The following is a 23,357-nucleotide window of genomic DNA, read 5'->3' on the forward strand; positions in this document are numbered from 1 at the left end:
AGAACGGCCCGGAAACCATCGCTTCCGGGCCGTTTTGCATTGATCTGGCAAGTTTGCCTGAAGATCAGTCCATCCGCAGCGTCACGAAGCGCAGCTCGCCATTCTTGGAAGCCAGCATCAGAAGCGCATTGCGGCGGCCCTGCCCTTTCAGCTCCTCAAGACGGTCCAGCGCCTCCTTCGGCGTAGAGACCGTCGCCTGGGCGATCTCGACGATGACATCGCCAACGGCAACGCCCTTGTCTGCGGCAACCGAATCCTCATCTACCTTGGTGATGACGACGCCGTTCACATCGGCGGAAATCTCATACTGCTCGCGCAGCGCGTCATTCAGCTCGGCCATGTGCATGCCCAGAACGGCAGCAGACGACACGGCTTCGCTCTCGCCGGCCTGCTCATCGCCCGGCGTTTCGGTGGAAGCCAGCTTCTCACTGTCTTCAAGACGGCCGAGCGTGACCTTCACGGTCTCTTCTTCGCCCTTGCGGACAACGGTGACATCCACTTCCTTGCCCACCGGGCTTTCAGCGACGATGCGCGGCAGTTCGCGCACATTTTCGACCGTCTGACCGTCGAAGGTGATGATCACGTCACCGGGCTGGATCGACCCGTCATCGACCGGACCGCCTTCGATCACGCCGCTCACCATCGCACCCATGGCCTCGTCCATGCCGAGGCTCTCGGCAATGTCGTCGGTCACTTCCTGAATGCGAACGCCGAGCCAGCCGCGACGCGTCTCGCCGAACTCGCGCAGCTGATCGACAACCTTGATCGCCAGCGCCGAGGGAATGGAGAAGCCGATGCCGATGGAACCGCCGGTCGGGGAAATGATCGCCGTGTTGATGCCGATCACCTCACCATCCATGTTGAAAAGCGGGCCACCGGAATTGCCCCGGTTGATGGCCGCATCCGTCTGGATGAAATCATCATAGGGGCCGGAACCGATTTCGCGGTTGCGGGCCGAAACGATGCCCACCGTCACCGTGCCGCCAAGGCCAAACGGGTTGCCGATGGCCATGACCCAGTCACCGATGCGCATCCTGTCGGAATCGCCAAACGGCACTTCCTGCAATTCGCGCTTGCTCGCATCCACCTTCAGAACGGCAAGATCCGTCTTGGTGTCGACGCCCAGCAGCTCGGCGTCCAGCTTGCCGCCATCGGTGAAGTTTACGACGATCTCGTCGGCATCGGAGATCACGTGATTGTTGGTGACGACGATGCCTTCCTTGGCGTCGATCACGAAACCCGAGCCCAGGGACTGGGCCTGACGCGGACCGCGATCGGCCTCCGGCTCATCCTGAAAGAAATCGTCGAAGAACTCCTGCAGGGGCGAGCCCTCGGGCAGCTTGGGCAGCGGCACCCGGCCAGAGCTTCCGCCACCTGCGGAGCGCGAGGTGGAAATGTTGACCACCGCGCCGGCAAGCCGCTCGGCAAGGTCGGCAACCGAGGCAGGGCCTTCCGCCCGCGCTTCCTGCGCAACGATGACCGGCGTTGCGGCAAGACCTCCAAGCGCAAGGAGAGCGGCCACTGGCGCCACCCGCGTGGCGCGTAAAATCTTGGATGGGGTCATAAAGAGCATTTCTCCAGATGGCTTGCTTGGTGGAACGACGATTGGCCGGAATTCTACGCCCTATGCTGGGCCGATTCCATTAACAGGCGCTTCAAATTTCCATGATTCGCCGTGATTACGGCACGTTTGCGGCCCGCACGGGATTTCCGTACGGGCCGCAAAATGTTTCATCCTCTGACGAGCCAGACCAAGAACACCCCCAGCATCATGGCGGTGATGCCGGCAGTGCGAAGCGCACTGTCCGGCATTTCGAGGACCTGCTCGGCAAGCCTCTTGGCCAGCCCTGGCATGCCGCCGTAGACCAGACCCTCGATAACGAGGACAAGGCCCAGAGCGGCAAGGAAGTCGCTCATGTCGACCGCCGGCTACTGGCCGGCCGTCGCGCCCTGTGCGGCCGGAGCCGCCGGAGCGGATGAGCCCGAGGCACCGCCGGTCGAGTCGTTGAAGAAGCGGAAGAACTCCGAATCCGGCGAAAGCAGCATGGTCGTGCCTTCCGGGTTCAGCGCCTGCTGGTAAGCATTCATCGAACGATAGAACTCGAAGAAGTCCTCATCGCGCGAGAAAGCATCAGCGAAGATGGCGTTGCGCTCTGCTTCGCCCTCACCACGCAGGATTTCCGATTCACGCTGTGCAGCAGCCAGGATCTCGACGACCTCACGGTCGGCGCGGGCGCGGATGCGGGCAGCGGCCTCACGACCACGGGCACGCAGGCGCTCGGCCTCGGCCAGACGCTCGGCCTTCATCCGGTCATAGGTCTGCTGAGAAACCTCTGCCGTCAGATCCGTCCGGCGAATGCGCACGTCTTCGATCTCCAGGCCCAGCGATGCAGCGGCGGGACGCAGTTCGTCGGCGACTTCACGCATCATCGATGCGCGCTCTTCCGAGAGAGCAGCCTCAAAGCCGCGACGGCCATAGACACCGCGCAGGGCGGAGTCGAGACGCGTGCGCAGACGCTGCTCGGCAAGAGCGACGCTACCCGAAACGGCCTGCCGGAAACGGCGGGGATCGCTGATCGAGTAAGCAATGAAGGCGTCCACTTCGTAGAACTTGCCGCCCGAGACCTGAACGCGGATGTCGTCAAGATCGAAGCGCAGGATGCGGTCTTCGATGATCTGGACGTTGTCCGCTTCGAGGAAGCCGAACGGAAGTTTGAAGTAGAGACCCGGCTCGGTCTTCACATCGACGATTTCACCGAAGCGAAGAACGATGGCCTGCTGGCGTTCATTGACCACGAAGATCGACGAATAGACCAGGAACAGGATGACTGCGCCAATGACGACGAGAATGGGGAAACGGTTGGACATCAGTTGCTCCCTCCCGCAGTCGTGCGCGGCTGCGATTGCTGGCGAAGTTCAGGCAGCGGCAGATAGGGCACAACGCCCGAACCGCCATCCTGGCCGACAATCACCTTGTTCGAGCCCTGAAGCACGTTTTCCATGGTTTCGAGGAACAGCCTCTTGCGTGTCACGGCCGGGGCCTTTGCGTACTCGTCATAGACGGAGACGAAGCGCTGGGCCTCACCTTCGGCTTCCTGCACGACGCGGTTTTTATAGGCCGCGGCTTCTTCGCGAATCTGGGCCGCTTCACCACGGGCCTGACCGAGCTGCTGGTTGGAGTACTGGTTGGATTCCTCAACGAAGCGGTCTTCGTCCTGCTCGGCGCGCTGCACCTCGTCAAACGCATCGGCCACTTCGCGCGGCGGCGCAGCGTCCTCGATCGACAGGGCGTTGACCGTCAGACCCGTGCCATACTCATCAAGCGCGGTCTGGATGGTCGTGCGCACGTCTTCTGCAATGCCCTGACGGTCATCGCGGAAGATGTCCTGAGCCGGCCTGCGACCGACAACCTCACGCATGGCGCTTTCGGCAACCTGGCGCAGAGTTTCGTCGGGATTGGCGACATTGAACAGATAGGCTGAAGGATCGGCAACCTGATAGGCGACGGAGAACTTCACGTCGACGATGTTCTGGTCACCGGACAGCATGAGACCGCTGGACGTGCCGCCCCGCGTCTCACCAATGTCCACCAGACGCTCGGCGACCGTGGCCTTCTCGACCGTTTCGATCGGCCACCAATGGAAGTGCAGGCCCGGCTCGGAGAGTTCCGGCTTCGGCTTACCGAAACGCAGTTCCACCGCCAGTTCGTCCGGCTGAACCGTGTAAACGGATTTGAACAGCCACAGACCGGCCAACGCAACGAGCACCAGAACGATCATGGCCGGGCTGACGCCACCGCCACCGGGCAGTGCGTTCTTCAACCGGTCCTGTCCGCGTTTGATGATCTCTTCCAGATCGGGCGGAGATCCCTGCGGTCCGCTCGGCCCACGCGGTCCCTGGTCCCAGGGCCCCCCGTTATTGCCGCCGCCCCAAGGGCCGCCTCCGCCACTTTGATTGTTCCAGGGCATTCGTGTTCCTTTTCTTGATCCGGGCTCCGGCCCAAAGGCCAGCTCTCCCATCCGGTCAGTTATAGGTAGCGGCAAATCCCCTTTCAACGCGGCAGCCCGCCGCGTTCCCTGATCTTTGCAGGGAAAAGAGTGCCTTGCCCAGCCTGTTCAGCGCCGTTGGTAGACCACATAGGTTGTGGCGTAAACGTCCTTTTCGCCTTCGGGCACGTCCTCACGCGAGACTTCTTCCCAGATTTCCGGGTCGATTTCGGGAAACACCGTATCACCGTCGATCTCGGCATGCACATGCGTGACATGCAGACGGTCGGCCATCTCCATCGCCTCGCGGTAGATCTGCCCGCCGCCGATGACGCAGACATCGGCCTTCGCATCGCCACCGCCAGCCAGCGCAAGCGCAACGGCAAGCGAAGAGACGCATTCCGCCCCTTCAGCCTCGTATCCCGCCTGCCGCGTGATGACGATGTTGCGCCGTCCCGGCAGCGGTCTGCCGATGCTTTCCCAGGTCTTGCGCCCCATGACCACGGGCTTGCCCGTGGTGATCGCCTTGAAGCGCTTCAGATCGGTCGACAGCCGCCACGGCAGGTCGCCCTCGCGGCCGATCACACCGTTTTCGGCCATTGCCACAACCAGTTCGATGCTCATCGCCCCCTCCCCGCTCAAACGGCAATCGGCGCACGGATCGTCGGATCCGCGACATAGCCATCGAGACGGAAATCCTCAAAGCGGAACGCAAAGAGATCCGTCACATCCGGGTTCATCCACATGGTGGGCAAGGGCTTGGGCGTGCGCGTCAGCTGCTCGCGCGCCTGATCGAAATGGTTGGAATAAAGATGGGCGTCGCCCAGCGTGTGCACGAAATCGCCGGCGCGCAGCCCGGTCACCTGGGCGACCATCATCGTCAAAAGCGCATAGGAGGCGATGTTGAAGGGCACGCCCAGAAAAATGTCGGCGGAGCGCTGGTAGAGCTGGCAGGAAAGCCGCCCGTCGGCCACGTGGAACTGGAAAAGGCAGTGGCATGGCGGCAGCGCCATGGAATCCACCTCGGCCGGGTTCCACGCCGACACCACGTGACGCCGCGAATGAGGATTGTCGCGCAAACCTTTCAGAAGATTCGCGATCTGGTCGATATGCCCGCCATCCGGCGCCGGCCAGGAGCGCCACTGCGCACCATAGACGGGCCCCAGATCGCCATTCTCATCCGCCCACTCATCCCAGATGGAAACACCGTTTTCCTTCAGGTAGCGAATGTTGGTGTCGCCCTTCAGAAACCAGAGCAGCTCGTGAATGATCGAACGCAGATGCAGCTTCTTGGTGGTGAGAACGGGAAAGCCTTCTTCCAGATCAAAGCGCATCTGATGGCCGAACACGCCGCGCGTGCCGGTTCCCGTGCGGTCGTCGCGGTCGACACCGTTTTCGAGAACATGGGAAAGAAGATCGAGATACTGGCGCATGGCTGTCCGATTCGGGCTGGCGTTATCGCGCCATCATAAAGCAGCCACCTGCCACGAAAAGTGCGCGCCACAGGGTTTGGCGACGCCATCCACATACGCCGGCGCACATTCGGGCAACAGGGTTAAGGAGAAAGCCGCCCCTCCCCCCGGCAGAAAGAGGCGGCGAAGTTCAGCGAAGCCGGAACCTCAAAGTTCGGAAAGCTGGCCCAGATGCTTCGCAACCAGATAGTAGAACGTCACGCGGCTCTTGGACCGGTCGCCAGACATGGTTTCGCACACGGTCTCGATCACGGCATCGCATTTTGCGGCGTCGGTCTGTCCGAGCTTCTTCATGCACCAGCTGGTGCGAACGCGGTCAAGCTCGCTGGAATCGCTGCAGGAGACCAGGGAGGAATCCCTGTTGCGCAACGCGATGCCAAGATGCTTCACGATCTTGTTGACGACTTCCTCACTCGCGGTGGCATCGTATTTGCGGACATCCGCAAGATAATCGGCCATGATCTTTTCCCTCACTTTTCAACGTGGGTACGCTTCCACAGAAACGGCCGGACCTCACGCAACCTGTGCGTTTGCCAAAGCCGCCTCACACCAAAAAAGACATTTATTAAAGGTTGACGCTAAGTCAATGCGAAAACCCCACGGGTTTCACGCGAAGACCCCTTTTCTTGCGAGGGCCGGGTCACTATATTCGCTGCGTCGGCTTGACCGACTATGGCGATAAACTGCCGGTGAAATAAGCCATTCGGACCCGGGGGCAGTGCCCGGCGCCTCCACCACAAACCGCCGCAGGGCTCCGGCCCAAGGGCGGCTTCTGATGGGGGCGAAACAGGATCGACGAGGGTGTAAAGATCGGACTTTCGCTCGGCATGATACCACCGTTATCGGGTCAAACTAGTAGTTGCAAACGACAACTATGCGGAGGCACGTCTCGCTGCTTAATGCAGTGCGACAGCTTCACTTGAACTCCTAAGGGTTCGCACCTTTAGGCGGGGTCCGGAGGCACCTGGCAACAGAAGCCTCCACTCTTGCCCCGCTCTCGACCTCTCCTTTCAATCTCCCCTTCCCTGCATCGACATTCGCGCGCAGACAGCGAAGCTGTCAGGCAATGTCTCCGGCGCAGTGCAGCGTCCCGCAGCGATTGTCTGCAATACAGACAAGAGGGCCATGGTTGAAAAAACTGGTCTGTCAGGCGGGTGGGAGCGTGCGAACAGACATAAGCCGCCTTTTGCCGGTTTACGTGAGCACGGTCCTTGATTAGAGGTAAGTCAAAGATTCAACAACCGGTTCGCAGAATGGCCGAAGACCGCATTAGATACGATATTCTCGCTCAGGATGCGCTGCGTGGCGTCATGCGCAAAGTCCTGACTGAAGTTGCGCGCACGGGGCTTCCCGGCGAGCATCACTTCTTCATCACCTTTCTGACCAATGCACCCGGTGTCCGTGTATCGTCACGCCTGCGTGAACGTTATCCCGAACAGATGACAATCGTGTTGCAGTATCAGTACTGGGACCTGAAAGTCAGCGAGACGGGTTTCGAAGTGGGCCTCTCCTTCGCCGATGTGCCGGAAATGCTCAGCGTTCCCTTCTCTGCAGTGCGCGGGTTTTACGATCCGTCCGTGAATTTCGAGCTCGAATTCGATGTGAAGCCCGAGCAGGAAGACGCTCCCAGCGCCGAGATCACCGCGGTTCACACCGATGGCGACGAGGCGGATGAGGGATCGGCGAAAAAGGCCGGCGCAAAGAAAGCCGCCCGCAAGCCGAAGAAGAAGGAAAAGGCCGAAGCGGATGCCGAGACGGCAACCGATGAGGCAGAAGACGACGCCGGGCCCGGGAACAAGGGTGCGCAAGTGGTTTCCCTGGACGCCTTCCGGAAGAAGTGACGATGGGCGAGCTGGTCAATCTTCGCCAGCGCCGCAAGCAGCGTGCGCGTGCGGAAAAAGAGCAGCGCGCCGCCGAAAACCGCATCCTGCATGGCCGCAGCAAGGCCGAGCGCATGCGCGATGAGAGTGACAGATCGCAGACCATCGCGCAGCTGGACGGGCACCGGCTCACCGGTCGCCCGGAACGCGATCCAAAATGAGCGGAATTGCCAAGCGTTCGGTCAGCATTCGCGGCCACCGCACGAGCATTTCCCTCGAAAAACCATTCCTTCAGGAACTTGAAGCCATAGCCCGGCGGCAGAACATGCCGCTGGCCACGCTGATTGCCGAGGTGGATGAGAACCGCAGCGCGGACAACAATCTGTCCTCCGAGCTTCGCCTCCATGTGCTGCGTGATCTCAAGGCGCGTCTTGAGGAAACGAACGACAAGGCATGAGAGCCTGCCGGGAGAATTGAGCGGCGACCGCTCTACTGGCCACCGTCCAGAAGTTCGCGCAGACGATCCGCTGAAAGATCCTTGGCCCGGAAAAACTCCGACACCGCATCAGGCGTATTGATGCCGCCTGACAGCGGCTCAAGCGGCGCACGCTCGATCTCTGCTGCGGAGCCATTTCCAGAAGGAGCCGGCGCGACACGCTGCGTACGCTTAAGGGCTTCGGCGGCGCGAGCGGCTTCCGCCTCGCGGCGGCGGGCCTCTTCAGCCTCCAGCCGGGCCGTTTCCTCGGCTTCACGGCGGCGGGCCTCTTCCGCCTCACGCGCCTTGCGCTCCGCCTCTTCAGCCGCGCGGCGCTCGGCCTCCTCGCGCTCCAGCCGGAGTTCGCGCTCAAGCCGCTGCCGCTCGGCTTCGGCCTGCTCGCGCTTGACCTCAAGCTCTGCGAAATATCGCGCTTCACGGCGTAGGCGCTGCTTCTCCAGAAGCACCGACTGCATGCGCTCCACACGCACCTGCTCGCGCTCAAGCGCGCGCTGGGTGAGATACTGCGCCAGAGGTTCGACCGAAAGCCGGGAACCAACAAAGCCGAATGGCCCGGAGGCAACCACCTCGACACGCGGCTCCGCCCCCACCACCGCATCCACACCGGGATCGAAGACCAGCGCGCCATCGGTGGAGACTTCCATCTTCTGCAAATCGGCCGTGGCCGTGGTGCTGAAGGTCGCGCCATCCGTCGCCAGCTGCACGGGCGGCGTGCGCGCCATGCCGCCGGCAATGGTGAAGGCGAATTCCGTTTCGCCTGCGGAAAACTGTCCTTCGCGGATCAGCCGCGGCGCGAAAGCCTCGGTCTTTTCAAGATCGATCCCATTGCCCACCGCATCGGCTTCTTCAAGGATCTGCGGCAGCGCCTTCGGGTTCAGCCCGTTGATGACCAGATCCTTCAGCGTCGCGGAACCGGAGCCCGTCAGGGCCGCCGCCATCGCATTCACGCTCTTGCCGCTGGCGGTCACGCTGGCGCGAGCGCTCATGCGCCCTTCCAGGCTGCCCTGCGGCATCAGCGTATCAAGCGCGGTGTCGTTGAGACCGATCTGGGCCGAAAGAAGCCCGGTGCCTGCATTGTTTTTCAGCGTGGCAAAGCCTTCAACGGAACCATCGAACAGGGACGCCTTGAGATCGGAGACCGTCAGCCCCTCATCGTCCAGCCTGAGTTTCAGGCGCGCATCGCGGCCAGCCGAGAGAAATCCCGTCCAAAGCGCATCCGTGCGCAGGTCGAGATTGGCCGAGAACGGCAAAGACACGTCGTTGCCGAATGGCGCCTGCGGCCATGCCCCGTCTTCTTCGCCCGAAAGCACGTCCGGCCCCATGACGAGTTCGGCAGCCGGTGCGAGATCAAAGCGCGTCATGGTGAGCGCGCCATCGATATGCGGCTTGCCGCCATCGAGCGCGATGTTCAGATCCCCCGTCACACCGCTGCCTGCCACCTCGCCTTCGAGATCGGTCAGAACGGCAAGCTTCTCGCTCCATTCAAGATCAGCGGAAAGCGCAACGGGCATGCCAAGCCCGAAACCGGGCAGAACCACGCCGCCAACGGCAAGCCAGGTTTCAATGTCATCGCTGACAAGCTTCACCTCGCCGTCGAGCGATGGCGCGGAAAGCGCATTGAGCGCCTGCCCCTTGAAGGAGGCGACAAGCCCCTCGCCCATCACCCGCGCCTGCCCGTCAACCGTATCGGCCAGAGAGCCTTCGGCCGAAAGCTCAAGCCGCGCCTCGCCGACCAGACCAAGCGGCAGGGCCGGAATGCCGGCCAGTCCATAAAGAACGGCGGCTTCGTCGTTTCGCGCCGTCAGCGAGAGCTTGAAATCACCGCGCGCCAGATCGTCCTCTGCACCGCTGTCGGAAAGCGAAAGGCTCAGATCCGTGCCGCCGGCAACGCCTTCGGCACTGACGGCGATGCCCATGGTTTCATCGCCATTCTCGGCGGCACTGGCGACGAGGTTCAGCTCGGCGTCCTGAAGCAGACCGGGAAACGCCTGAACGCGCTGCGCCAGCGCCCTGAAGACACGGTTCTCGGGAAAGCGTCCCGCCAGCGCCAGAACCAGCTCGCCAAGATCGGTCGACAGAACCGTCGCATCGACCTGCCCCGTGGGCATGCCTGCAAAATTGCGCAACTGACCGGTCGCGCTCAGCTGCGCGCCGGCAAACCCGCCGAGCGTCAGCCGGTCGATTTCCAGAACGCCCTCGCGCAGGCGAAGTGCCGTGTCGAGCGTGTTGGCCTGCATGCCCAGCGCCGCCACCGGGCCGGCCTTGATGTCGAGATCCACATCATGGCCCGAAAGCCGGTTCACGCCCGCATCGCTGACAAACAGCGACATGAAGGCCTGAATGCCTTCCAGATCGAGCGTCTCACCGTCGAGCGTTGCATCGAGCCAGGGCTTTGCGTTCTCCGGTTCCCGGCGCTCGACGCGTCCGTTGAAACGCGCGTCACCCAGGATGAGTTCAAGCCCCTCAAAGGTCTGCGCGCGGCGCGAAAGCGCCACATCGGCGCTGAAACCCGCAGCCGGAAGTCGGCGGATCGCGTCGTCCACATCGCGCGAAACCCAGGCGGCAAAGCCCGAGGGCTGGGCGATTGCCAGAAGCATGTGCCCGTTGAAGCCGAGTTCTTCATCCGTCGCCAGAAATCCGTTCGCCTCGAAGCGGGTGCGCCCGGGAAGTGTGGCCGCAACGGACCCCACCGCCCAGCCGCCCTCGGCGGGTTCGGCGCGCAGTTCGATGTTGCGGATGGTCGTGTCGCCGGCAACGATCGCCGGCAGGTTGATTGCAACCTCGCCCGGTATGGTTGGCGAAGGCACGGCGCGGATCAGTGCGGCAAACGCCTCGAAACGCCTGGCGATATCCAGACCGCCCGACGCGCTGTCGCCGTCATTCTCGCCATCGAAACGCAATTGCGCGCCGTCGGCTGAAATGAAGAAGCGCGGTTCGCCGCCAAGCTCCAGACTGGCCCGCCCCTCGGCGGTGTAAGGCGCGTCGGCCGGCCCCGTCTCGAAACGGAACTGCTCGACCGCCAGACGGTCGTGGCGCAGGTCGAAGAGACCCGTCAGCCGGTTGGTGGCGGCGGCACTCGTCAGCGCCAGCGGCCGCTCGGCCTCCTTGCGCAGCCTGGCCATGGCCTCATCGGAATAGGTGTTGAGCGCAAAGGCGCCGTCATAAAAGGCGGCCCCTTCCTCAATCCGCGCCTGTCCATCGGTGGCGAGCCTGACCGGCAAATCGTCCGGCAGCGCCTCGAAACGCACCCGCATGCGGCCATCATCGCCCAGCGAGCCGGTGGAAACGGAAACGCGCATCGGCATCTCGTCGAGCGAGAGCGTTCCGCCAATACGCCACGGCCCGGCCAGACTGCGGGCGGAAAGCTGCGCATCGATGTCGGTCAGTTCGTGCTGACGCCCGCTTGCCGCATGTGCCAGCGTCACCGAGCCATCGACGATGGAGACATTCTCCAGCGTCACCTGTCGCGCATCGAACGGCCCGGACGGACGCACCGCCCAGTCGATGCCGCCATCGGCGGCAATCGCGATCTGCGCATGCGGCCGCGTGAGCTGCATGTCGAAGATCAGCACCTCGCCGCGCAGGAAGGGCGCAAGCTCCGCATGCATGGAGAACTCGTCCACCGTCATGCCCGGCGCCTGCGGCGTCTTCCCGGCCACGACGACATCGGTGAAGGTCAGAGACGGAAACGGCAGAAGCCGCGCGCGCGCAGAGCCTTCCACCCGGACTTCACGGCCAAGCACCCGCCCCGCCTCACGTTCGAAGGCGGAGCGATAATGGTTCCAGTCGATGAAATAGGGAGCCACCAGCGCCGAGGTCAGCGCCAGCACCACAAGTCCACCGAAGAATACGAACAGCCGGGCCAGTTCCGTCTCCTAAATATGCGTCCTCAGCCCCTACACTATGCGTATTTCAGTGGCGTTAAAGGGGCTGCCGCATCGGCCCGAAAATCGAGATCGATTTTCGGAAAGCACGATGCGCAGATTCAACAGGTCAGAGCGTCCTTTGTGCGTCCGAATGGACGCACGGCGCTCTAACACCACGCATGGTCGCACAAATCCGGCTTATGTGCGCCTTGCCCCGATGATCTTGCCCGGGTTCATGATGTTGTGCGGATCGATGGCTTCCTTGACCGCGCGCATCACGTCCACCGCGTCGCCCAGCTCCTCTTCGAGGAAGCGCATCTTGCCCTGGCCGATGCCGTGTTCGCCGGTGCAGGTGCCGTCCATGGAGAGGGCCCGCCGGTTGAGACGCGCAACGAAGGCTTCCGCCTGCTCGATCTCCTTCGGATCGTTCATGTCCATCAGAACCAGCACGTGGAAATTGCCATCGCCCACATGGCCGATGACCGTGGCGATCAGGCCGGATTCGGCGATGTCGGCCTCGGTCTCGACAATGCATTCGGCCAGCCGCGAGATCGGCACACAGACATCGGTGGAGAGCCCCTGCGCGCCGGGGCGCAGCGCCACGCAGGCCCAGTAGGCGTTGTGACGCGCCTTCCAGAGCTTGGTGCGCTCCTCGGCAACGCTCGTCCACTGGAACGGCCCGCCGCCGAACTCCTCGGCGATCTCGCCAAAGGTTTCGGCCTGTTCCTTCACGCCTGCATCGGTTCCATGGAATTCCAGGAACAGGCACGGGCCTTCCGGGTAATCCAGATCGGAATAGGCGTTGATCGCCTTCATGGCGAGGCCGTTGACGAACTCGATGCGCGCCACCGGCACGCCCATCTGGATCGTCATGATGACCGCCTGACAGGCCGATTCCACATCCGGGAACGAGCAGACGCCGCCGGATACCGCCTGCGGGATGCCGTAGAGCTTGAGCGTCATCGCCGTGATGATGCCGAGCGTGCCTTCCGAGCCGACCATGAGCCGGGTCAGATCGTAGCCGGCAGAGGTCTTGCGGGCGCGCCGCGCGGTGGTGATGAGACGCCCGTCGGGCATCACCGCCTGCACATTCACCACATTGTCGCGCATCGTGCCGTAGCGCACGGCGTTGGTGCCGGAAGCGCGCGTTGAGGCCATGCCGCCAAGGCTGGCGTTCGCGCCCGGATCGATCGGGAAGAACAGGCCCGTATCACGCAGATAGTGGTTCAGATCCTCACGCGTCACGCCGGGTTCGACCGTGCAGTCCAGATCCTCGGCGTTGACGGCGATGATGCGGTTCATGTTCATGAGATCGAGCGAAATGCCGCCGGCCGGCGCATTCACATGCCCTTCAAGCGAAGACCCCGTGCCGAAGGGAATGACCGGCACGCGGTGCTCGGCGCACAGGCGCACCACATCCTGCACCTCTTCCACATTGTTCGGCGCGAACACGCCATCGGGCAATTGCGCGGGAATATAGCTGGTCGAGTGGGCATGCTGCTCACGCACTGAAAGTCCCGTCAGCAAACGCTCGCCATAGCGCTCCCCGAGTATCTCAAGAACGCGGGCAATGCCCTCTTCGTTGCGATCCAGCTTTTCCAGTTCCGCCAGCGCCATGCCTGTTCTCCAATTACCTGGTCCAACCCTTCGCGTGGTCCAACACTTGTCCAGCGGGGTGGTTTTCGTTTCTATCCGAATCTGCCGCAATAAAGCACCTTTACAGGCAGTTTGGATCAATTTGGGTGACACAAACGCCGCAGGTCCGAAACAGTCCACAGGCCAGAAATACGGAAGAACAATGCCAGACAACGCGCCCTACACTTCCCGCGTCTTCGAATTGCAGAAAGACTGGATCGATTTCAACGGCCATCTGAACATGGCCTACTACACCGTGCTCTTCGACCGCGCCTATGAGGAAGTGGGCGAGAGCCTGGGCATGGGCGCGCACTATGCGGCCACCCGCAGGCTCACCACCTACACGGCGGAAATCCATCTTAGCTATGTGCGCGAACTGCATCTCAGCGACCGGGTGCGCGGCACCTACCAGCTGCTCGACCATGACGAAAAGCGGCTTCACTCCTATCAGGAGCTGCGCCACGCCGACGAGGGCTGGCTGGCGGCCACCTGCGAAACCATGACGCTTCACATCGACATGTCGGGGCCGAAGGTCACCCCCTTCCCCCGTGATGTGCTTGAGCGGGTCGAAGCGATGCGCACGCTCCACGCGACGCTCGAAACACCCACCCGCGCTGGCCGGTCAATCGCAATCCGTCGCCGAAAGAGCTAGATCACCAGCGTCCCTTCGGACGCAAAAGGCCGATCTAAACTATTGATGGAGCACCGGAATAGCCGAATACCGGATTCCACTTTCCGGTCCGATGCTTTAGGCTCGGGAAAACGGGGCAGGCATGTCGATTCTCAGGCTGATACAGCGGCTTCCGCAAATTCTGCGGACGTGGATTGAACCAAACGTCAGCGCGTTCCTCAACGCGCGCCTGCCGCTTGTCTGGCTTCTGTCGCTGTTTCTGGGGCTCGGCGTCGCCATTGCCGCAATCATCTTCCGCGAGCTGATCGGCGTCTTCCAGCTTTTCTGGCTCGGCACGCGTTCGGAGCGCGTGTTCACCGCCGCCCTGTCGCTGCCCTGGTACTGGATCGTGGCCGGCCCCACCGTGGGCGGGCTTTTCGTCGGCCTGCTGCTCACGCGGCTTGAAGCGCGCCGCACAGGCGCGGTGGCCGACGTGATCGAGGCGCGCGCGCTTTCCGGCCGCAGCAAGCTTTCCTTCCGCGAAGGCATCCTGTCCGCATTCATCACCGCGCTTTCGCTCGGTTCGGGCGCGAGTGCGGGGCGCGAAGGGCCCGTGGTGCACCTGGGCGCAGTGCTTGCCAGCGCCATCGCCTGGCGCGCAAACCTGCCCGAATGGTGCCGGCGCACATTGCTTGGCGCAGGTGTTGCAAGCGCCATCTCCGCCTCGTTCAACGCACCCATCGCCGGCGTCCTGTTCGCCCATGAGGTCATCCTCGGGCACTACGCCATGCGCTCCTTCGTGCCCATCGTCATCGCCTCGGCGGCGGGTGCGGTGGCCTCGCGCCTCTGGTTCGGCAGTTCGGCTGCCTTTCTGGTGCCCACCCACCAGATCACGTCCTTCTGGGAGTTTCCGGCCTTCGCGCTGCTCGGCGTGACCGCCGCCGTGGTCGCGATCCTGTTCCAGTTCTCGCTCTTCGTCTCCGACTATGCGGCGCGCGGCGTGCGCATTCCCTTATGGACGCGCCCCGTGGTCGGCGGGCTCATCGTCGGCGGCATGGCCGTGGTCTTCCCGCAGATCCTCGGCGTCGGTTACGAGATCACCGACATGGCGCTGTGGAACCGCCTGCCGCTCATGACCATGCTGGCGCTCATCGTCGTCAAGACGGCCGCAACTTCCATCACGCTCGCCATGCGGTTTGGCGGCGGCATCTTTTCCCCAGCCCTCTTCCTCGGCGCGCTCACCGGCGGCGCATTCGGCATCATCGCCGCCGCAGCCTTCCCCAACATGGCATCGAGCGAAGGGCTCTACGCCATCCTCGGCATGGGTGCCGTTGCCGGAGCCGTTCTCGGCGCCCCCATCTCCACCACCGTCATCGTGTTCGAACTGACCGGCGGCTACGAACTGTCCATCGCGCTCCTGCTCACCGTTGCGGTGGCGCATGGCATCACCCAGGCCATTCACGGCCATTCCTGGTTCCAGTGGCAGCTGGAGATGCGCGGGCTGTTTCTCGTGGAGGGGCCGCACAAGACGCTCGGCCACATGACCCGTGTGATGGATTTCATGGAGCCACTGCCGGAGGATGAGGAACCTGTGGCCTTCGACCCGGAAACGGGCGCGCCGGCGCTCAAACCGACCGACACGCTGGAGGCGGCGCTGCGCGCCTTCGACAAGGGCGGCTATGACCGCCTGCCCGTGGTCGATCTGCAGGATCCGGGCCGCGTCATCGCCTTTGCCAGCCATGTGCGGGCGCTGCGTTTCTTCAACCGCGCGCTGGTGGACATCAGCGAAGAAGAACACCGATAGTTCTTTTGCGCCAAAGGCTTAAAGGGATAAGGACTGGTTAAAGGCTCCGTTAACCATAACGCCAGCGGCCAGATCTTTGCACAAGTTTAACCATGTCGCCCGCTTGAAGCGGCCCCTCCCCGCGCAGACCATCGCCTGAAACCAGTCGATTCGTAGGCGGCGAGAAGCCAGTTGTTGAACGAGGAAGCCAGAGCCCTGTCGGACAGTCTCGCGCATTCGCACGAGATCTCCGATTATGATTTCTGGCGCGCGCTCAAATCCATCGAGGACGAGCTCTACTGGCTGGAGCGCAACCGCAGGCCCATTCCCATCGATCTGATCTATGTGCGCGCCATTGTGCGCACCGCGCGCCAGAAACGCATTTTTCTGGACTTCGATCCCCTGCCCTTCGGCTCATACTGAAGTCAGGTCAGATTCTCCTTCAGAAACGCAATGGTGCGCTCCCAGGCCAGTTCCGCCGCAGCACTGTCATAGCGGGCTTCGGAGGTGTCGTTGTTGAACGCGTGGTTCACCCCTTCATAGACATGGATGGTGAAGGTCTTGCCCGCATCTTCAAGTGCGGCCCGATAAGCGTCGATGCCCGCATTCACGCGCTCATCCAGCCCGGCATAGTGCAGGAGCAGCGGTGCTTCGATCCGCACCACATCTTCCGCCGCCGGCTGCGTGCCGTAATAGGCGACGCCCGCATCCAGTTCGGGATCGGCAACGGCCAGATTGTTCACCAGCGCCCCGCCCCAGCAGAAGCCGATCACGCCCACCTTGCCGGTCGTGGCGTCATGCCCCGCCAGAAAGGCCTGCGTGGCCACCGCATTGCCCACCGTCTGATCGCGATCCAGCGCGCCGAACAGGCCGCGCGCCTTGTCCTCATCCTCCGGCGTGCCGCCCAGCGGTGAGAGGAAGTCCGGGGCAAGCGCCACAAAGCCTTCCAGCGCCACACGCCGCGCCACATCGCGGATATGCGGGTTGAGGCCGCGGTTTTCGTGAACGACGATCACAGCCGGCAGTTTCTCGCCCGCATCCGCAGGCCGCACGAGATAGCCCTTCATCTCGCCGCCCTCACCCGGATAGGTGATGTCTTCGGCTTCAAGGCGTTCGTCATCGTCTGCGACCATGGCCGCGCGGGCGGAATTTGCCGCCAGAAGGGGCGCGATGGCGGCCGCAGCTGCACCCGACCCGGCCAGTCGCGTCAGCCTGTTCATGAAGGCGCGGCGGTCGAGGGTCAGATGGGTGTATTCGTCATAGGCGTCGATCATCGCCTGGGTGATCTTCGGCTGATCCTGCATGAATTCACTCCCATTTCGTTGACTGGTTCCCGCCGAAGTCCAAGGTAGGGCCAGCCGGGAAAACGTCCATTCACGCCCGCGTGAACCAATTTTCTCTTCGCCCGCCCCCCCTCTCGCCTTTCGCAGAAGACCGGCAATACCTATATAGACTAGAGATTTTGAAGGAGCCGCACGGCATGTGGTCAATTGGCGAACTGTCGAAACGGGTGGGCGTAAAGGTGCCGACCATCCGCTATTACGAGGAAACCGGGCTGATCGAACCGCCCGAGCGCTCCGCCGGCAACCAGCGCCGCTATGGAAAGCAGGCGATGGAGCGCCTCGCCTTCATCCGCCACGCCCGCGACCTGGGGCTGGGCATCGACGCAATCCGTTCGCTGATCGAACTGAGCGGGCATCCCGAAAAACCCTGCGAAACGGCGGACAGCATTGCCCGCGAGCACCTTACCGAAGTGCGCGAGCGCATTGCCCGCCTGCAAAGGCTGGAGCATGAGCTCCAGCGCATCGTCGACAGTTGCGACAGCGGCTCGGTTTGCGATTGCTATGTGCTGCGGGCGCTATCCGACCATTCACTCTGCGAAAGCGAGCACTGACGACGCTGTTCCCCCGCATTTTGCCGGCTTGGCACCCCCTTGGTTCGTGAGGCGCAAACCGGTACAAATAGAAAACATCCATGGGCTATGCCCCCCGAATCACCATAAGCAGGTGCGATGTCCGGCTTTCCTGATGATATTCCGTTCTTTGACGAGGACGAACCCGCCCCGACGCCCCCGGCTGCGCAGAAGCCTTCAGGCATTGCAGCGCGCGCCATGGCTGCGCGCACGGGCGGACCCGACACACGCTATCTCGATGCGCTCAATCCCGAGCAGCGGCTCGCGGTGGAAACCACCGAAGGCCCGGTTCTGGTGCTTGCGGGCGCGGGCACCGGCAAGACACGCGTTCTGACCACGCGCATCGCGCATATTCTGGCCTCCGGCCGCGCCTATCCCTCGCAGATCCTGGCCGTGACCTTCACCAACAAGGCCGCGCGCGAGATGAAAGTGCGTATCGGCACGCTGGTCGGCGAGGCCATCGAGGGCATGCCATGGCTCGGCACCTTCCACTCCATCGGTGTGAAGATCCTGCGCAAGCATGCCGAGCTGGCGGGGCTCAAAAGCTCCTTCACCATTCTCGATACCGACGACCAGATCCGCCTCATCAAGCAGATCATTCAGGCCGAAGGGCTGGACGACAAGCGCTGGCCGCCGCGCCAGTTCGCGCAGATGATCGACGGCTGGAAGAACAAGGGGCTCGCGCCGAAGGAAATTCCCGAGGGCGACGCCCGCGCCTTCGCCAATGGCAAGGGCCGTGAACTCTACACCGCCTATCAGAACCGCCTGAAGACGCTCAACGCCGTCGATTTCGGCGATCTCCTTTGCCATCCGATCCGCATTCTGCGCGATCATCCCGATGTGCTTGCGGACTATCACCGCCGGTTCAAATACATTCTGGTGGACGAGTATCAGGACACCAACACCGCCCAGTACATGTGGCTGCGGCTGCTCGCGCAGCGCCCCAGGAGCACGGAACCGGTGAACATCTGCTGCGTCGGTGATGACGACCAGTCGATCTATGGCTGGCGCGGCGCGGAAGTGGACAACATCCTGCGCTTCGAGAAGGATTTCCCCGGCGCCGCCGTGATCCGGCTGGAGCGCAATTACCGTTCCACCAAGCACATTCTGGGCGCCGCCTCGCACCTCATCGCCAACAATGAAGGGCGGCTTGGCAAAACGCTCTTCACCGAGCATTCCGACCCCGACGATCCCAAGGTGAAGGTGCATGCCGCCTGGGATTCGGAGGAAGAGGCCCGGGCCGTGGGCGAAGAGATCGAGGCGTTGCAGTCCAAGGGCCACGCGCTCAACGACATCGCCATCCTCGTGCGCGCCTCCTTCCAGATGCGTGAGTTCGAAGACCGCTTCGTCACGCTGGGGCTCAATTACCGCGTCATCGGCGGACCGCGCTTCTATGAGCGCCTCGAGATCCGCGACGCCATGGCCTATTTCCGCATCGTCGCGCAGGCCGCCGACGATCTGGCATTCGAGCGCATCGTCAATGTGCCCAAGCGCGGGCTGGGTGAAGCCAGCGTGCGCCAGATCCACGATGTTTCGCGCATGCGTGAGGCAACGCTCCTGCAGGCCGCACGCGATCTCGTCGGCACCGAGGAGATGAAGCCAAAGCCGCGCGCCTCGCTGCGCACGCTGGTGGAGAACATCGAGCGCTGGCAGAGCATGCTCGACCGGACGCCCCACACGGAACTGGCCGAGATGATCCTCGAGGAATCCGGCTACACGGAAATGTGGAAGAACGACCGTTCGGCCGAAGCGCCGGGACGGCTTGAAAACCTCAAGGAGCTGATCCGCTCCATGGAGGAATATGAGAGCCTGCGCGGTTTTCTGGAGCATGTGGCGCTGGTGATGGACGCCGAGCGCCATGAAGAGCTCGACGCCGTAAGCCTGATGACGCTGCACTCGGCCAAGGGTCTTGAGTTCCCGACCGTGTTCCTGCCCGGCTGGGAGGAAGGCCTCTTCCCGCATCAGCGCGCGCTTGACGAAGGCGGTCGCTCGGGCCTCGAGGAAGAGCGGCGGCTGGCCTATGTGGGCCTGACGCGCGCCAAGAAGAACCTGCACCTGTGGTTCGCCTCAAACCGGCGTATCCACGGTCTGTGGCAGTCGACCATTCCTTCCCGCTTTCTGGACGAGCTTCCCGAAGCGCATGTGGACGTGGCCGAAGAGAGCAACAGCTATGGCGGGTATTCCGTCGGCCAGCCCGGCCGGCCCAACCCCTATGGCAAATCGCGTTTCGACGACCAGAGCGTGTTCTCCAACAGCTACGCGACGCCCGGCTGGCAGCGCGCCCAGAAGAACCGCACCGACGCAACCGCGCGCAACTGGGGCAATCGCTCCGGCCATCAGGTCGAGCGCATCGGCTATGGCGAGGCGGATTCGGGCTATGGCGCGGGGCGCGGCTCGGTGAAGGGCCGTGTGATCGAGGGCGAGCTGGTCGCCAGATCCGTGTCCGAAAAGCCGTCCACCTTCAAGGTCGGCGACCGCGTGTTCCATATGAAGTTCGGCAATGGCAATGTCTCGGCAATCGAGGGCAACAAGCTCACCATCGATTTCGACAAGGCCGGCCAGAAACGCGTTCTCGAAGGCTTCGTGAAGCCGGCCTAAAGCCGGCCTAGACCCAGCGGCAGAATCGGGAAACGGTTTTCCGTCCAGAATTTCGTGAAAACAGGAACGAGGGGTCAGGTGGAATCACCTGACCTGCAAAATGCGCGGCCCCGACGGGAATCGAGCGTTTCGGTTTTCTGGAAGGAGCAAACCCGGGCGGCTGTAAGCGCACTCACCCGGCCCGCAATGTGTGCGCGCTGCTCTAGGCAGCCTTTTGCGGATCGACGTAGACGAACTTGCCGTCTTCATTTTTCTCGCGGGTCAGAATGCCGTTGCGGGCATGGCGCGAGAGCGGGCCTGAAAAGGCGTTCGACTTGTAGCGCGTGCCAAACTGGCTCTGGCAGTGGGCGACGACATCGCCAATCGTGCGCGGCTCGCTGAAGAAATCGCCTTCAAGCAGCTCATTCAGCGCCGCGACGGCGCCCCTGGCGCTGTCGGTGGTCGTCTTCTTGCGTCCGGGACGCGGCGTGTTGCGCACAATGTGCATCATGCCCGGTCCGGCAATGTATCCATCGATACCATTTTCGGACAGGCCGGCAACCTGACCGTCGCGCTGGCCCAGAACAAGCTCCACGACGCGCAATTGCACCGCTTCAGACTCGAACTTATTCACCGCCTCGGAAAGCTCGGCAAGTTGCTGCTTTAACTTGTCAAAATCCTTGATCATAAAATCCGCCCCGATGCCGCAGCTGCCCAAAACAAGCGCGCTGCCTGAACACATATGTCTCTGTCTGTATGAATGAAGTCAAGAGAGAGCCCCTGCGTATACGCTAAAGGCAAACAGGTTTCATTACCGGCTCTACTCTTTTTTACAAGAAACAGTCATTTGCGAAAAAGTACAATGGCAGGTTGCCGTTTTCAGAATTCGTATACTTTTTCCCTCAGCCATCCGTGCTTTCTTGAAGAAGATTGCGGATCACAGCCGCCTGATTGCGCTCACGGTCCCGTGCCGAGAAAAGCAGCGTCACAGGTCCTTTTCGCGCTTTTTCACGCAAGTCTTCGAGAAGATCAGGCTGCGCCTTCAATTCAGCGCAATATCTGTTGCAGAACGTGTCCCAGCGCTCCGGCTGATGCGCAAACCACCGGCGTAGCTCGTGGCTCGGCCCGATCTGAGGCAGCCAGCTTTCAAGTGCCGCGCGCTCCTTGCTGACGCCGCGCGGCCACAGCCGGTCGACGAGGATGCGCGCCCCATCTTCCGGCTCGACAGGATCATAGATCCGCTTGAGACGAATGCCCGCAATCGACATTGCCCGGTCTCCTGCTGATTGGCGATACAATCATCCACACCCGATGATTGAAGATCAAGGACACCATTTCCTAGCCGTGAATGCCTATTGTGTTCCTGCGGGCCAGAAACCCGCGCAATGCCTCCAGGCAAAACACCTCAACCCCGCAGTCCTCCCGTCGCGTTCCCGGCGACGGGAGGTTCCCTCCCCTTCCGATTTTCTGCACAGGCTTGCGACAAGATGGGCTTTGCGTCCGGCAGCGCATTTCGCCTATCATGGGGCATGAAAACAAACGGCTCCAGGCCTTTGGCCAACTGGATCGTGATGGGCGCGGCAGCATTGGTTCTTGCCGCCCTGACCGGTCTTGTCTTTGCCATGTGGCTGGAAAACGGAGCCGACATCTTTCTCGCGCTGGCCCAGTCCGGGCTGGCCTGGTGCCTCTGACACCGCCTTTCAGCGCTTTCTTGTTTCCGGGTGAACTTCAATGATGCGATCCATTCTTATCGGCATTCTCGCGGTCATGGCCGTGGGCGTCGGACTTCTTACCTTCCAGTGGTACCAGCAGCAGAATTCCGGCAGGGCCTTCGGCGTGCCGTTCGAACTGGTCGATCAGGATGGCAACACCATCACCGAGGCCGCCTTCAGGGGCGGGCCGCGCGTCGTCTTCTTCGGCTTCACCCATTGCCCGGAAGTGTGCCCCACCACGCTGTTTGAACTGGATGGCTATCTGGAAGAGCTTGGCGAGGAAGGCGAGGAGATCGAGCCCTATTTCGTTTCCATCGATCCCGAGCGCGACACGCCCGAAGTGATGAAGACCTATCTCTCCAACTTCTCCGACCGCATCACCGGCATCACCGGCGATCCCGAGAAGGTGGCGGCCATGGCCAAGGGCTTCTCCATCTATGTGCGCAAGGTCGAGCTTGAAGGTGACGACTACACGATGGACCACACCGCATCGATCCTGCTGCTCGACAGCGATGGCGACTTTTTCGGAACGATCGCCTATGAAGAAAATCGTGATACCGCAATCGCCAAGCTGAAGCGTCTGGCGAACGAAACCTGACATCGGAAATCCATGGGCCAGACACGACTTTTCCTGACCGCTCAGCGCGAACAAGCCGAAGCGATCTTTTCTATCCTCGATACCCGTTTTGAAGAGGATGGGCTGCCGATCAGCATCTTCGAACCGGAAGAAGACAGCGGGATCTTCCAGATCTCCGTCTACACGGAAGACGATGTCGACCAGCTCGAAAAGCAGGTTCTCGAATGTCTGGCCGGCATATCGCCCACGCCCGCGCTGGAGCGCGAGACGGTGCCGGACATCGACTGGGTCAGCCATTCGCTGGAAGGGCTGCAGCCCGTCCGCGTCGGGCGCTTTCTGGTTCACGGCAGCCACGACCGACATCTGCAGCGCATCGGCGACATCGCCATCGAGATCGATGCGGGTCTCGCCTTCGGAACCGGACATCATGGCACCACGGCCGGCTGCCTTGAAGCGATTGCCGATGTCCTGAAATGCGAGCAGCCGCGCAATGCGCTGGATCTGGGCACCGGCAGCGCCGTTCTGGCGATTGCCGTGGCCAAGGCCGCGCGCATCCCGGTTCTGGCAACCGACATCGATGACATCGCCACGCAGGTCGCCCGCGCCAATGTCCAGCTCAACGGCGTGACCAGCCTGGTCGACACGCAGACGGCGCCGGGCTTTCACCACGCCATCTTTGCCCAGCAGAAACCCTTCGACCTGATCGTGGCAAACATTCTGGCCCGGCCGCTGATGGGCCTTGCACCGGCCATGGCCCGGCATCTCACGCCGGGTGGCTCGATCATCCTGTCAGGCATTCTCGAGCGCCAGCGCCGCGCCGTCATCGCGGCCTACAGCGTTCAGGGCTTCCGGCACATTCGCACGCAGGCGCGTGAGGGCTGGGTCACCATTCACATGAAGCGCTAGGGTCA

Annotated in this window: 23 protein-coding genes and 1 other RNA gene; 12 read left to right on the forward strand and 12 right to left on the reverse strand. The window is 62.4% G+C overall.

Annotated elements, in window-relative coordinates; all coding sequences use genetic code 11:
- Window positions 1-64 precede the first annotated feature (64 nt).
- From JYP46_RS11105 to JYP46_RS11135, 7 genes are all read right to left on the reverse strand, one after another.
- A complete protein-coding gene (locus tag JYP46_RS11105) occupies window positions 65-1,564 on the reverse strand; it encodes a DegQ family serine endoprotease (RefSeq protein ID WP_206543864.1) in 1,500 nt (499 codons plus the stop codon).
- A gap of 167 nt (window positions 1,565-1,731) precedes the next feature.
- Window positions 1,732-1,917, reverse strand: a complete 186-nt coding sequence (locus JYP46_RS11110) for a DUF2065 domain-containing protein (RefSeq protein ID WP_206543865.1) — start codon at window positions 1,915-1,917, stop codon at window positions 1,732-1,734.
- A 12-nt stretch (window positions 1,918-1,929) separates the two neighbouring features.
- Window positions 1,930-2,868: a protease modulator HflC gene (hflC, locus tag JYP46_RS11115; protein ID WP_206543866.1), complete on the reverse strand. Its 939-nt coding sequence runs from the start codon at window positions 2,866-2,868 to the stop codon at window positions 1,930-1,932.
- A complete protein-coding gene (gene hflK, locus JYP46_RS11120; RefSeq protein ID WP_206543867.1) occupies window positions 2,868-3,968 on the reverse strand; it encodes an FtsH protease activity modulator HflK in 1,101 nt (366 codons plus the stop codon). The genes hflC and hflK overlap by 1 nt, the downstream gene beginning before the upstream one ends.
- 147 nt (window positions 3,969-4,115) lie before the next feature.
- Window positions 4,116-4,610 (reverse strand): dihydrofolate reductase, encoded by a 495-nt coding sequence (locus JYP46_RS11125; RefSeq protein WP_206543868.1) that lies wholly within the window; start codon window positions 4,608-4,610, stop codon window positions 4,116-4,118.
- 14 nt (window positions 4,611-4,624) lie between these two features.
- On the reverse strand, window positions 4,625-5,419 hold the full coding sequence (locus JYP46_RS11130; RefSeq protein WP_113155610.1) for a thymidylate synthase: 795 nt from the start codon (window positions 5,417-5,419) through the stop codon (window positions 4,625-4,627).
- Window positions 5,420-5,605: 186 nt separating this feature from the next.
- Window positions 5,606-5,917, reverse strand: a complete 312-nt coding sequence (locus tag JYP46_RS11135) for a DUF2853 family protein (RefSeq protein WP_206543870.1) — start codon at window positions 5,915-5,917, stop codon at window positions 5,606-5,608.
- 158 nt (window positions 5,918-6,075) lie between these two features.
- Between JYP46_RS11135 and ssrA the strand changes: the two genes are divergently transcribed.
- The 4 genes from ssrA to JYP46_RS11155 all read left to right on the forward strand — a co-directional run bounded on the left by ssrA (window position 6,076) and on the right by JYP46_RS11155 (window position 7,735).
- Window positions 6,076-6,443: a transfer-messenger RNA gene (ssrA, locus tag JYP46_RS11140) on the forward strand.
- A gap of 268 nt (window positions 6,444-6,711) precedes the next feature.
- Window positions 6,712-7,299, forward strand: coding sequence for an SspB family protein (locus JYP46_RS11145; RefSeq protein ID WP_206548123.1), 588 nt, complete (start codon window positions 6,712-6,714; stop codon window positions 7,297-7,299).
- Between the two features lie 2 nt (window positions 7,300-7,301).
- Complete coding sequence (locus JYP46_RS11150) at window positions 7,302-7,499, forward strand: DUF4169 family protein (RefSeq protein ID WP_206543872.1); 198 nt, start codon at window positions 7,302-7,304, stop codon at window positions 7,497-7,499.
- Window positions 7,496-7,735: a ribbon-helix-helix domain-containing protein gene (locus JYP46_RS11155; protein ID WP_206548124.1), complete on the forward strand. Its 240-nt coding sequence runs from the start codon at window positions 7,496-7,498 to the stop codon at window positions 7,733-7,735. Before JYP46_RS11150 ends, JYP46_RS11155 begins: the two co-directional genes overlap by 4 nt.
- 32 nt (window positions 7,736-7,767) lie before the next feature.
- Here the strand turns inward: JYP46_RS11155 and JYP46_RS11160 are convergent, their stop codons facing one another.
- Window positions 7,768-11,640: an AsmA family protein gene (locus JYP46_RS11160; protein ID WP_328850487.1), complete on the reverse strand. Its 3,873-nt coding sequence runs from the start codon at window positions 11,638-11,640 to the stop codon at window positions 7,768-7,770.
- A 198-nt stretch (window positions 11,641-11,838) separates the two neighbouring features.
- Entirely contained in the window at window positions 11,839-13,257 is a 1,419-nt protein-coding gene (locus JYP46_RS11165) for an FAD-binding oxidoreductase (protein WP_206548125.1), read from the reverse strand.
- 181 nt (window positions 13,258-13,438) lie between these two features.
- Here JYP46_RS11165 and JYP46_RS11170 point away from each other — a divergent pair, with 181 nt between their 5' ends.
- The 3 genes from JYP46_RS11170 to JYP46_RS11180 all read left to right on the forward strand — a co-directional run bounded on the left by JYP46_RS11170 (window position 13,439) and on the right by JYP46_RS11180 (window position 16,091).
- Window positions 13,439-13,927 carry a thioesterase family protein gene (locus JYP46_RS11170; RefSeq protein ID WP_206548126.1) on the forward strand — a complete coding sequence of 163 codons (489 nt, stop codon included), beginning with the start codon at window positions 13,439-13,441 and terminating at the stop codon, window positions 13,925-13,927.
- A 121-nt stretch (window positions 13,928-14,048) separates the two neighbouring features.
- Complete coding sequence (locus JYP46_RS11175; RefSeq protein ID WP_113155618.1) at window positions 14,049-15,689, forward strand: chloride channel protein; 1,641 nt, start codon at window positions 14,049-14,051, stop codon at window positions 15,687-15,689.
- Window positions 15,690-15,863: 174 nt separating this feature from the next.
- Window positions 15,864-16,091 (forward strand): hypothetical protein, encoded by a 228-nt coding sequence (locus JYP46_RS11180; protein ID WP_113155619.1) that lies wholly within the window; start codon window positions 15,864-15,866, stop codon window positions 16,089-16,091.
- Window positions 16,092-16,093: 2 nt separating this feature from the next.
- Here the strand turns inward: JYP46_RS11180 and JYP46_RS11185 are convergent, their stop codons facing one another.
- Window positions 16,094-16,972, reverse strand: coding sequence for a dienelactone hydrolase family protein (locus JYP46_RS11185; protein ID WP_206548127.1), 879 nt, complete (start codon window positions 16,970-16,972; stop codon window positions 16,094-16,096).
- A 176-nt stretch (window positions 16,973-17,148) separates the two neighbouring features.
- Here JYP46_RS11185 and JYP46_RS11190 point away from each other — a divergent pair, with 176 nt between their 5' ends.
- Both JYP46_RS11190 and JYP46_RS11195 read left to right on the forward strand, forming a co-directional pair.
- Window positions 17,149-17,562, forward strand: a complete 414-nt coding sequence (locus JYP46_RS11190; protein ID WP_113155621.1) for a MerR family transcriptional regulator — start codon at window positions 17,149-17,151, stop codon at window positions 17,560-17,562.
- Window positions 17,563-17,679: 117 nt separating this feature from the next.
- The gene (locus JYP46_RS11195; RefSeq protein ID WP_206548128.1) at window positions 17,680-20,178 is read left to right on the forward strand and encodes an ATP-dependent helicase; all 2,499 of its coding nucleotides are present in this window, start codon (window positions 17,680-17,682) and stop codon (window positions 20,176-20,178) included.
- Between the two features lie 202 nt (window positions 20,179-20,380).
- Here JYP46_RS11195 and JYP46_RS11200 read toward each other — a convergent pair whose 3' ends face one another.
- The gene (locus tag JYP46_RS11200) at window positions 20,381-20,845 is read right to left on the reverse strand and encodes a hypothetical protein (protein ID WP_113155623.1); all 465 of its coding nucleotides are present in this window, start codon (window positions 20,843-20,845) and stop codon (window positions 20,381-20,383) included.
- Between the two features lie 214 nt (window positions 20,846-21,059).
- Window positions 21,060-21,425 (reverse strand): DUF488 domain-containing protein, encoded by a 366-nt coding sequence (locus JYP46_RS11205; RefSeq protein WP_206543878.1) that lies wholly within the window; start codon window positions 21,423-21,425, stop codon window positions 21,060-21,062.
- Window positions 21,426-21,686: 261 nt separating this feature from the next.
- Here JYP46_RS11205 and JYP46_RS11210 point away from each other — a divergent pair, with 261 nt between their 5' ends.
- Genes JYP46_RS11210 through JYP46_RS11220 form a run of 3 tightly spaced genes read left to right on the forward strand, consistent with a single transcriptional unit; the run spans window position 21,687 to window position 23,352 of the window.
- Window positions 21,687-21,848, forward strand: a complete 162-nt coding sequence (locus JYP46_RS11210; protein WP_206544343.1) for a hypothetical protein — start codon at window positions 21,687-21,689, stop codon at window positions 21,846-21,848.
- 40 nt (window positions 21,849-21,888) lie between these two features.
- Window positions 21,889-22,467, forward strand: a complete 579-nt coding sequence (locus JYP46_RS11215; RefSeq protein ID WP_236042179.1) for an SCO family protein — start codon at window positions 21,889-21,891, stop codon at window positions 22,465-22,467.
- Between the two features lie 12 nt (window positions 22,468-22,479).
- Entirely contained in the window at window positions 22,480-23,352 is an 873-nt protein-coding gene (locus tag JYP46_RS11220) for a 50S ribosomal protein L11 methyltransferase (protein WP_206543879.1), read from the forward strand.
- Window positions 23,353-23,357: the final 5 nt, after the last annotated feature.

This window comes from Nitratireductor aquimarinus, assembly GCF_017255295.1.
GTDB lineage: Bacteria > Pseudomonadota > Alphaproteobacteria > Rhizobiales > Rhizobiaceae > Nitratireductor > Nitratireductor aquimarinus.